This window comes from Escherichia coli DSM 30083 = JCM 1649 = ATCC 11775, assembly GCF_003697165.2.
Lineage (GTDB): Bacteria > Pseudomonadota > Gammaproteobacteria > Enterobacterales > Enterobacteriaceae > Escherichia > Escherichia coli.
This window is the reverse complement of record NZ_CP033092.2, coordinates 2,030,617-2,042,067: the sequence shown is the minus strand read 5'-3', so window position 1 is coordinate 2,042,067 and position 11,451 is coordinate 2,030,617. Positions and strand designations below refer to the sequence as shown.

3 protein-coding genes are annotated in these 11,451 nt (G+C 60.4%); all 3 read left to right on the top strand.

The window, feature by feature from the left end; all coding sequences use genetic code 11:
* Positions 1–60 precede the first annotated feature (60 nt).
* From irp1 to ybtT, 3 genes are read left to right on the top strand one after another with little or no spacing between them, the layout of a single operon-like run.
* Entirely contained in the window at positions 61–9,552 is a 9,492-nt protein-coding gene (gene irp1, locus EAS44_RS10810) for a yersiniabactin polyketide synthase HMWP1 (RefSeq protein ID WP_000369487.1), read from the top strand.
* The gene (ybtU, locus tag EAS44_RS10805) at positions 9,549–10,649 is read left to right on the top strand and encodes a yersiniabactin biosynthesis oxidoreductase YbtU (RefSeq protein ID WP_000982863.1); all 1,101 of its coding nucleotides are present in this window, start codon (positions 9,549–9,551) and stop codon (positions 10,647–10,649) included. The genes irp1 and ybtU overlap by 4 nt, the downstream gene beginning before the upstream one ends.
* Entirely contained in the window at positions 10,646–11,449 is an 804-nt protein-coding gene (gene ybtT, locus EAS44_RS10800) for a yersiniabactin biosynthesis thioesterase YbtT (protein WP_000194283.1), read from the top strand. The genes ybtU and ybtT overlap by 4 nt, the downstream gene beginning before the upstream one ends.
* Positions 11,450–11,451 lie beyond the last annotated feature (2 nt).

Genomic DNA, 11,451 nt, shown 5'->3' with positions numbered 1-11,451 from the left:
CGCCATCGCGAACGCATGGCGTTCCATTGACTTTGTGAATCTTAGGAAACGGGACCGATTATGGATAACTTGCGCTTCTCTTCTGCGCCGACAGCAGATTCCATTGATGCATCGATCGCTCAACACTACCCGGACTGCGAACCTGTCGCGGTTATCGGCTACGCCTGCCATTTTCCTGAATCGCCGGATGGCGAAACGTTCTGGCAAAATCTGCTGGAAGGTCGTGAATGCAGCCGACGCTTTACGCGCGAAGAGCTTCTGGCCGTCGGTCTGGATGCCGCCATCATTGACGATCCTCATTATGTCAATATCGGTACGGTGTTAGACAACGCCGACTGCTTCGACGCCACCCTGTTTGGCTATTCGCGACAGGAAGCGGAGTCGATGGACCCGCAGCAGCGCCTGTTTTTGCAGGCGGTCTGGCATGCGCTGGAACATGCCGGTTATGCCCCCGGCGCCGTCCCCCATAAGACCGGCGTTTTCGCCTCTTCCCGGATGAGTACCTACCCCGGTCGCGAAGCATTGAACGTGACAGAAGTCGCGCAGGTAAAAGGTCTGCAATCTCTGATGGGCAATGATAAAGACTATATTGCCACCCGCGCCGCGTACAAACTCAACCTGCACGGCCCGGCGTTATCGGTACAGACCGCCTGCTCCAGCTCGCTGGTTGCCGTGCATCTGGCCTGTGAAAGCCTGCGCGCAGGCGAATCCGATATGGCGGTGGCCGGCGGCGTGGCGCTCTCTTTCCCCCAGCAGGCGGGCTATCGCTACCAGCCCGGAATGATTTTCTCTCCCGATGGCCACTGTCGTCCTTTTGACGCCTCGGCTGAGGGCACCTGGGCCGGTAATGGTCTCGGCTGCGTGGTTCTGCGTCGCCTGAAAGACGCGCTACTGTCAGGCGATCCGATTATCTCGGTGATCCTCTCCAGCGCGGTCAATAACGACGGCAACAGAAAGGTCGGCTATACCGCCCCTTCCGTCGCCGGGCAGCAGGCGGTCATCGAAGAGGCGTTAATGCTGGCGGCCATCGACGACAGGCAGGTAGGTTACATTGAAACCCACGGCACCGGCACACCGCTGGGCGATGCGATTGAAATAGAAGCGTTACGCAACGTCTATGCGCCGCGCCCGCAGGACAGGCGCTGTGCGCTCGGTTCCGTGAAAAGCAATATGGGGCATCTGGATACCGCGGCAGGCATTGCCGGACTGCTGAAAACCGTTCTGGCCGTCAGTCGCGGACAAATTCCACCCTTATTGAATTTCCACACCCCCAACCCGGCGCTGAAGCTTGAGGAGAGCCCCTTTACCGTACCAGTGTCGGCGCAAGCGTGGCAGGATGAAATGCGCTATGCGGGCGTATCCTCCTTTGGTATTGGCGGCACCAACTGCCATATGATCGTCGCCTCGCTGCCCGATGCGCTCAACGCGCGCCTCCCCAATACGGATGGCGGCAGAAAAAGTACTGCGCTGCTGCTCAGCGCCGCCAGCGACAGCGCGTTGCGGCGGCTGGCGACGGATTATGCCGGGGCGCTGAGGAAGAATGCGGATGCCAGCGATCTGGCCTTCACGGCCCTGCACGCGCGCCGTCTCGATCTTCCTTTCCGCCTGGCGGTGCCATTAAACCGTGAAACCGCCGACGCGCTCAGCACCTGGGCTAGTGAGAAATCGGGGGCGCAGGTATACAGCGGCCACGGCGCCAGCGGCAAGCAGGTGTGGCTGTTTACCGGCCAGGGCTCGCACTGGCGCACTATGGGCCAAACGATGTACCAGCACTCAACGGCGTTTGCCGACACGCTGGATCGCTGTTTTTCCGCCTGTAGCGAAATGCTCACGCCGTCACTGCGCGAAGCGATGTTTAACCCCGATTCGGCGCAGCTGGACAATATGGCCTGGGCGCAGCCGGCGATTGTCGCGTTTGAAATCGCGATGGCGGCGCACTGGCGTGCTGAAGGACTGAAGCCAGACTTCGCCATTGGGCATTCCGTCGGTGAATTTGCCGCTGCCGTTGTCTGCGGACACTATACGATTGAACAGGTCATGCCACTGGTTTGTCGGCGCGGCGCGCTAATGCAGCAGTGCGCAAGCGGCGCGATGGTGGCGGTATTTGCAGACGAAGACACGCTGATGCCGCTGGCTCGCCAGTTTGAGCTGGATCTCGCCGCCAACAACGGTACGCAACATACGGTATTTTCCGGGCCGGAAGCCCGTCTCGCGGTATTTTGCGCCACGCTCTCGCAGCATGACATTAACTATCGTCGCCTGAGCGTAACCGGTGCGGCGCACTCCGCTTTACTGGAGCCGATACTCGATCGGTTCCAGGACGCCTGCGCGGGACTGCACGCGGAGCCGGGGCAAATACCGATTATTTCCACGCTCACCGCCGACGTCATTGATGAGTCAACGCTCAACCAGGCGGATTACTGGCGCCGACACATGCGCCAGCCGGTGCGTTTTATCCAGAGTATTCAGGTGGCGCATCAGCTCGGCGCCCGCGTTTTTCTGGAGATGGGGCCCGATGCCCAGTTGGTTGCTTGCGGGCAGCGCGAATACCGCGATAACGCATACTGGATAGCCAGCGCCCGGCGTAACAAAGAGGCGAGCGATGTCCTCAATCAGGCCCTGCTCCAGCTTTACGCTGCCGGCGTCGCCCTACCGTGGGCCGACCTGCTGGCGGGCGATGGACAACGTATCGCTGCGCCATGTTATCCGTTTGATACTGAACGTTACTGGAAAGAGCGCGTCTCCCCGGCCTGCGAGCCTGCCGACGCAGCGCTGTCTGCCGGGCTGGAGGTGGCGAGTCGCGCCGCGACAGCGCTCGATCTCCCTCGCCTGGAAGCGCTTAAACAGTGCGCCACGCGACTGCACGCCATCTACGTCGATCAACTGGTACAACGCTGTACCGGCGATGCCATTGAGAACGGCGTGGACGCCATGACCATCATGCGCCGTGGACGTCTGCTGCCCCGCTACCAGCAGCTACTCCAGCGCCTGCTGAATAACTGCGTGGTCGACGGCGATTACCGCTGCACCGACGGGCGATACGTCCGCGCCCGCCCCATTGAACATCAACAGCGGGAATCACTGCTGACGGAACTTGCCGGTTATTGTGAAGGTTTTCAGGCTATTCCCGACACCATCGCCCGTGCCGGCGATCGGTTATATGAAATGATGAGCGGCGCGGAAGAACCGGTGGCGATTATCTTCCCGCAAAGCGCCTCCGACGGCGTGGAAGTGCTGTATCAGGAATTCAGCTTTGGCCGCTATTTCAACCAAATCGCCGCCGGGGTATTACGCGGCATTGTCCAGACGCGTCAGCCCCGCCAGCCGTTGCGTATTCTTGAAGTTGGCGGCGGAACCGGCGGCACCACCGCGTGGCTGCTGCCGGAACTCAACGGCGTTCCGGCACTGGAGTACCATTTCACCGATATCTCGGCGCTGTTCACCCGTCGCGCCCAGCAGAAATTCGCCGACTATGATTTTGTGAAGTATAGCGAGCTGGATCTCGAAAAAGAGGCGCAGTCTCAGGGTTTCCAGGCACAGTCTTACGATCTTATCGTGGCAGCGAACGTGATTCACGCCACCCGCCATATTGGCCGCACGCTCGATAATCTGCGCCCCCTGCTCAAGCCGGGCGGGCGCCTGCTGATGCGCGAAATCACCCAGCCAATGCGTCTGTTTGACTTCGTTTTCGGCCCGCTGGTTCTTCCGCTACAGGATCTCGACGCCCGCGAAGGTGAGTTATTCCTCACCACCGCTCAGTGGCAACAACAGTGCCGCCACGCCGGATTCAGCAAAGTGGCGTGGCTACCGCAGGATGGCAGCCCGACCGCCGGGATGAGCGAACATATCATTCTCGCCACGCTGCCCGGTCAGGCGGTTAGCGCCGTAACATTCACCGCGCCATCAGAACCCGTGTTGGGGCAGGCGCTGACGGATAACGGTGATTATCTCGCCGACTGGTCTGATTGCGCAGGTCAGCCCGAACGGTTTAACGCCCGTTGGCAGGAGGCCTGGCGTCTGCTTTCACAGCGTCATGGCGACGCTCTGCCTGTGGAACCGCCCCCCGTCGCCGCCCCGGAGTGGCTAGGGAAGATTCGCTTAAGCTGGCAAAACGAAGCCTTTTCCCGCGGTCAGATGCGCGTTGAAGCCCGTCATCCTGCTGGCGAGTGGCTGCCGCTATCGCCCGCCGCGCCTCTTCCTGCGCCGCAAACGCATTATCAATGGCGCTGGACGCCCCTCAACGTCGCCAGCATTGACCATCCGCTTACCTTTAGCTTCAGCGCCGGTACGCTTGCGCGCAGCGACGAGCTGGCGCAATACGGCATCATTCACGATCCGCACGCCTCTTCACGACTGATGATTGTTGAGGAGAGCGAGGATACGCTGGCCTTAGCGGAGAAAGTGATAGCAGCGCTCACCGCCAGCGCAGCCGGATTGATTGTGGTTACTCGCCGCGCGTGGCGAGTCGAGGAAAATGAAGCACTCTCTGCATCCCATCACGCGCTATGGGCCTTGCTTCGCGTCGCGGCCAACGAACAGCCGGAACGGTTGCTTGCCGCCATCGATCTCGCCGAAAACACCCCGTGGGAAACGCTGCATCAAGGGTTGAGTGCAGTCTCACTATCACAGCGCTGGCTCGCCGCACGGGGTGACACCCTTTGGCTTCCTTCACTGTCGCCCAATACGGGATGCGCCGCTGAATTACCGGCAAACGTGTTTACCGGCGATAGCCGCTGGCATCTGGTGACCGGAGCGTTTGGCGGATTAGGCCGCCTTGCCGTGAACTGGCTCAGAGAAAAAGGGGCGCGACGCATCGCCCTGCTGGCGCCGCGCGTGGATGAGTCATGGCTACGCGACGTGGAGGGCGGGCAGACGCGCGTCTGCCGTTGTGATGTGGGCGATGCCGGGCAACTGGCCACGGTTCTTGACGATCTGGCGGCCAACGGCGGCATTGCCGGAGCGATTCATGCCGCTGGCGTATTGGCTGACGCGCCCTTGCAGGAGCTTGATGACCACCAGCTGGCTGCCGTTTTCGCGGTAAAAGCGCAGGCGGCAAGCCAGCTGTTGCAAACCCTGCGCAACCACGACGGACGCTATCTTATTCTCTACTCTTCCGCTGCCGCCACCCTCGGCGCGCCGGGTCAGAGCGCCCATGCGCTGGCCTGCGGCTACCTGGATGGGCTGGCCCAGCAGTTTTCCACCCTTGATGCGCCGAAAACGCTCTCTGTCGCCTGGGGCGCATGGGGAGAAAGCGGTCGGGCGGCCACGCCGGAAATGCTGGCGACGCTCGCCAGCCGAGGTATGGGCGCGTTAAGCGATGCCGAAGGCTGCTGGCACCTGGAACAGGCGGTGATGCGCGGCGCCCCGTGGCGACTGGCGATGCGCGTTTTTACCGACAAAATGCCCCCGTTACAACAGGCTCTGTTTAACATCAGCGCCACAGAAAAAGCCGCAACGCCGGTCATTCCTCCTGCTGATGACAACGCCTTTAACGGCAGCCTGAGCGATGAAACAGCGGTGATGGCATGGCTGAAAAAGCGGATTGCGGTTCAGCTAAGGCTGAGCGATCCGGCGTCACTGCATCCAAACCAGGATCTGTTGCAACTCGGCATGGACTCGCTGCTCTTCCTTGAACTCAGTAGCGATATTCAGCACTACCTGGGCGTACGCATCAATGCGGAACGGGCGTGGCAGGATCTGTCTCCCCATGGACTCACGCAGCTTATCTGTTCTAAGCCAGAGGCGACGCCTGCCGCTTCGCAGCCGGAAGTGTTGCGGCACGACGCCGACGAGCGTTATGCGCCCTTCCCTTTGACGCCCATTCAGCACGCCTACTGGCTGGGGCGAACCCACCTCATTGGCTATGGCGGCGTCGCCTGTCACGTCCTGTTTGAGTGGGATAAACGCCACGATGAGTTCGATCTCGCCATACTGGAGAAAGCATGGAACCAGCTCATCGCACGCCACGATATGTTGCGTATGGTGGTTGATGCCGACGGGCAGCAGCGAATCCTGGCGACAACGCCGGAGTATCACATCCCGCGTGACGATCTGCGCGCGCTTTCCCCGGAAGAACAGCGCATCGCGCTGGAAAAACGGCGGCATGAACTGAGCTATCGCGTTTTGCCTGCCGACCAGTGGCCTCTTTTTGAGCTGGTGGTCAGCGAAATCGACGATTGCCATTACCGTCTGCATATGAACCTCGACCTTTTGCAGTTTGATGTGCAGAGTTTTAAAGTCATGATGGACGACCTGGCGCAGGTCTGGCGCGGTGAAACGCTGGCGCCGCTCGCTATTACCTTCCGTGATTATGTGATGGCTGAACAGGCGCGCCGACAGACATCGGCATGGCACGATGCCTGGGATTACTGGCAGGAAAAACTGCCGCAACTGCCCTTAGCGCCAGAGCTGCCGGTGGTTGAGACGCCCCCGGAAACGCCACACTTCACCACCTTCAAATCGACGATCGGCAAGACAGAATGGCAGGCCGTGAAACAGCGCTGGCAGCAGCAAGGCGTCACACCGTCTGCCGCGCTGCTCACGCTGTTTGCCGCCACCCTTGAGCGCTGGAGCCGTACCACAACATTTACGCTGAACCTGACGTTCTTCAATCGCCAGCCGATCCATCCGCAAATCAACCAGTTGATTGGTGATTTTACCTCCGTCACGCTGGTTGATTTTAACTTCTCAGCGCCGGTGACGTTGCAAGAGCAGATGCAACAGACCCAACAGCGCCTCTGGCAAAACATGGCGCACAGTGAAATGAACGGTGTTGAGGTGATCCGTGAGCTGGGCCGCCTGCGCGGATCACAACGTCAACCGCTGATGCCGGTAGTGTTTACCAGTATGCTGGGGATGACGCTGGAAGGCATGACTATCGATCAGGCGATGAGCCATCTGTTCGGCGAACCCTGCTATGTATTCACGCAAACGCCGCAGGTCTGGCTGGATCATCAGGTCATGGAGAGCGACGGCGAGTTGATGTTTAGCTGGTACTGCATGGACAACGTGCTGGAACCCGGCGCTGCCGAGGCGATGTTTAATGACTATTGCGCCATCCTGCAAGCCGTCATCGCCGCCCCTGAAAGCCTGAAGACTCTCGCCAGCGGCATCGCCGGGCACATTCCCCGCCGACGCTGGCCGCTGAACGCGCAGGCGGACTACGACCTGCGGGATATTGAGCAGGCGACGCTCGAATACCCCGGCATCCGGCAGGCCAGAGCGGAAATAACCGAACAGGGCGCGTTGACGCTGGATATCGTGATGGCCGACGATCCGTCGCCATCAGCGGCGATGCCTGATGAGCACGAACTTACCCAACTGGCGCTGCCGTTGCCTGAGCAGGCGCAGCTTGATGAGCTGGAGGCGACCTGGCGCTGGCTGGAGGCGCGTGCGCTACAGGGGATCGCGGCTACGCTAAATCGTCACGGCCTGTTTACCACGCCGGAGATCGCCCATCGCTTTAGCGCAGTAGTACAGGCGCTGTCCGCGCAAGCGTCTCACCAGCGTCTGCTGCGCCAGTGGCTACAGTGTCTGACGGAAAGAGAGTGGTTAATCCGCGAAGGTGAAAGCTGGCGCTGCCGCATTCCGCTCAGCGAGATTCCTGAGCCTCAGGAAGCGTGCCCGCAAAGCCAATGGAGCCAGGCGCTGGCGCAGTATCTGGAAACCTGCATCGCCCGGCACGACGCCCTCTTCTCCGGGCAGTGTTCTCCGCTGGAATTGCTGTTCAACGAGCAGCATCGCGTTACCGACGCGCTGTATCGCGACAACCCCGCCAGCGCCTGTCTGAATCGCTATACCGCGCAGATTGCCGCCTTGTGCAGCGCAGAACGGATTCTGGAGGTTGGCGCCGGAACCGCAGCCACTACCGCGCCGGTGCTGAAGGCCACGCGGAACACGCGGCAGTCGTACCACTTCACGGACGTCTCCGCGCAGTTCCTCAATGACGCCAGAGCCCGTTTCCATGATGAATCGCAGGTGTCTTATGCCTTGTTCGACATCAACCAGCCGCTGGATTTCACCGCCCACCCGGAGGCGGGTTACGACCTGATCGTTGCCGTCAATGTGCTCCACGACGCCAGCCATGTCGTCCAGACGTTGCGCAGATTAAAACTGTTGCTGAAAGCCGGCGGACGTTTGCTGATCGTTGAAGCGACGGAGCGAAACAGCGTATTCCAGCTGGCGAGCGTGGGCTTTATTGAGGGATTAAGCGGATACCGCGATTTCCGCCGCCGGGATGAGAAACCGATGCTCACCCGCTCCGCATGGCAGGAGGTTCTCGTTCAGGCCGGGTTTGCAAACGAGCTGGCGTGGCCCGCGCAGGAATCGTCGCCGCTGCGCCAGCATCTGCTGGTAGCGCGTTCGCCTGGCGTAAATCGCCCGGATAAAAAAGCCGTGAGCCGCTATTTACAGCAGCGCTTTGGCACCGGTCTGCCCATTTTACAGATCCGGCAAAGAGAAGCGTTATTTACGCCGCTGCATGCCCCGTCTGATGCGCCGACTGAGCCAGCCAAACCCACGCCAGTTGCCGGGGGGAATTCGGCGCTGGAAAAACAGGTGGCTGAACTCTGGCAATCGCTGCTGTCTCGCCCCGTGGCAAGGCATCACGACTTTTTCGAACTGGGCGGCGACAGCCTGATGGCGACAAGGATGGTCGCGCAGCTAAACCGGAGAGGGATTGCCAGGGCTAACCTTCAGGATCTGTTCAACCATTCGACGCTGAGCGACTTCTGCGCCCATCTACAGGCGGCTACGTCAGGAGAGGACAACCCGATACCCCTTTGCCAGGGCGACGGTGAGGAAACCCTGTTTGTCTTCCACGCTTCAGACGGCGATATCAGCGCCTGGCTGCCGCTCGCTAACGCGTTGAACAGGCGCGTTTTCGGCCTGCAAGCAAAATCGCCGCAGCGCTTTGCCACGCTCGACCAGATGATCGATGAGTATGTCGGGTGCATCCGTCGTCAGCAGCCTCACGGCCCTTATGTGCTGGCGGGTTGGTCGTATGGCGCGTTTCTTGCGGCGGGCGCCGCACAGCGCCTGTACGCCAAAGGCAAGCAGGTTCGGATGGTGTTAATCGATCCCGTGTGCCGACAGGATTTCTGTTGCGAAAACCGGGCGGCCCTGCTGCGCCTGTTAGCCGAAGGACAAACGCCTCTGGCACTGCCCGAACATTTCGACCAGCAGACGCCCGACAGCCAGCTTGCCGACTTTATCAGCCTCGCTAAAACGGTCGGTATGGTGTCGCAAAACCTGACGCTGCAAGCGGCAGAAACGTGGCTCGACAACATCGCGCATCTGCTGCGTTTACTGACTGAGCATACGCCGGGCGAAAGCGTTCCGGTCCCCTGTCTCATGGTGTATGCCGCCGGGAGACCCGCGCGCTGGACGCCAGCAGAAACCGAGTGGCAGGGCTGGATAAACAACGCCGACGACGCTGTGATTGAAGCCAGCCACTGGCAAATCATGATGGAAGCCCCCCACGTTCAGGCTTGTGCGCAACACATTACGCGCTGGCTTTGCGCAACCTCAACGCAACCGGAGAACACGTTATGATGCCGTCCGCCTCCCCAAAGCAACGCGTACTGATTGTGGGCGCCAAATTTGGCGAAATGTACCTGAATGCCTTTATGCAGCCCCCGGAGGGGCTGGAACTGGTCGGCCTGCTGGCGCAGGGAAGCGCCCGTTCAAGAGAGCTGGCTCATGCGTTTGGCATTCCGCTGTATACCTCGCCGGAACAGATAACCAGGATGCCGGATATCGCCTGTATTGTCGTGCGTTCGACCGTCGCCGGAGGAACCGGTACGCAGCTTGCCAGACACTTTCTGACGCGCGGCGTACACGTCATTCAGGAGCATCCCCTCCACCCGGATGACATCAGTTCCTTACAAACGCTGGCGCAGGAACAGGGCTGCTGCTATTGGGTAAACACGTTTTATCCGCATACGCGCGCGGGACGCACATGGCTTCGCGATGCGCAGCAGCTGCGTCGCTGCCTGGCTAAGACGCCGCCGGTAGTCCACGCCACCACCAGCCGACAGTTGCTCTACTCCACTCTGGATTTGTTGTTGCTGGCTCTGGGCGTTGATGCCGCCGCCGTGGAGTGCGACGTGGTTGGCAGCTTTAGCGATTTTCACTGTCTGAGACTCTTCTGGCCGGAGGGAGAAGCCTGCCTGCTGCTTCAGCGCTATCTCGATCCTGACGATCCAGATATGCATAGCCTTATCATGCACCGCCTGCTGCTGGGCTGGCCGGAAGGTCATCTTTCGCTGGAGGCGAGCTACGGCCCCGTCATCTGGTCATCCAGCCTGTTTGTCGCAGACCATCAGGAGAACGCCCACAGCCTCTACCGCAGACCGGAGATCCTGCGCGATCTGCCGGGTCTGATGCGCAGCGCGGCGCCCCTGAGCTGGCGCGACTGCTGCGAAACCGTCGGGCCGGAGGGCGTCAGCTGGTTGCTACACCAGTTGCGCAGCAATCTGGCGGGCGAACATCCACCAGCGGCCTGCCAAAGCGTACATCAGATCGCGTTATCACGTTTATGGCAGCAGATTTTACGTAAGACCGGCAATGCGGAGATCAGACGCCTGACGCCGCCGCACCACGACCGGTTAGCCGGTTTCTACAACGATGATGATAAGGAGGCGCTGTGACGCAATCTGCAATGTGCATCCCGCTGTGGCCCGCCCGGAACGGCAATACTGCGCATCTGGTCATGTGCCCTTTCGCTGGCGGCAGCAGTAGCGCGTTTCGCCACTGGCAAGCTGAGCAACTGGCTGATTGCGCGCTTTCTCTGGTGACCTGGCCGGGGCGCGATCGCCTTCGCCATCTGGAACCGCTCAGAAGCATTACACAACTGGCGGCACTGCTGGCGAACGAGCTGGAAGCATCCGTATCGCCTGACACGCCGCTTTTACTCGCCGGGCACAGCATGGGGGCGCAGGTGGCGTTTGAAACCTGCCGACTTCTGGAGCAACGGGGGCTTGCGCCACAAGGACTGATTATTTCCGGGTGCCATGCCCCGCATCTGCATTCTGAACGCCAGCTCAGCCATCGCGATGATGCCGACTTTATCGCTGAGCTGATAGACATTGGCGGATGTTCTCCTGAACTGCGGGAAAACCAGGAATTAATGTCGCTGTTTCTTCCTCTTCTGCGCGCTGATTTTTACGCCACCGAGAGCTATCACTACGACTCGCCCGACGTCTGTCCGCCGCTGCGCACGCCTGCGCTGTTATTGTGCGGCAGCCACGATCGCGAAGCCTCCTGGCAGCAGGTCGATGCCTGGCGTCAGTGGCTGAGCCACGTTACAGGCCCGGTGGTGATTGACGGCGATCACTTCTATCCCATTCAACAAGCCCGGTCCTTTTTTACGCAGATTGTCCGCCATTTTCCCCACGCATTTTCTGCAATGACCGCGTGGCAAAAACAGCCCAGTACTTCAGAAAGGTGACG

Excerpts from the sequence above, each read along its gene's own strand:
- ybtU (WP_000982863.1), top strand. The coding sequence starts at position 9,549 with ATGATGCCGTCCGCCTCCCCAAAGCAACGCGTACTGATTGTGGGCGCC.
- irp1 (WP_000369487.1), top strand. The coding sequence starts at position 61 with ATGGATAACTTGCGCTTCTCTTCTGCGCCGACAGCAGATTCCATTGAT.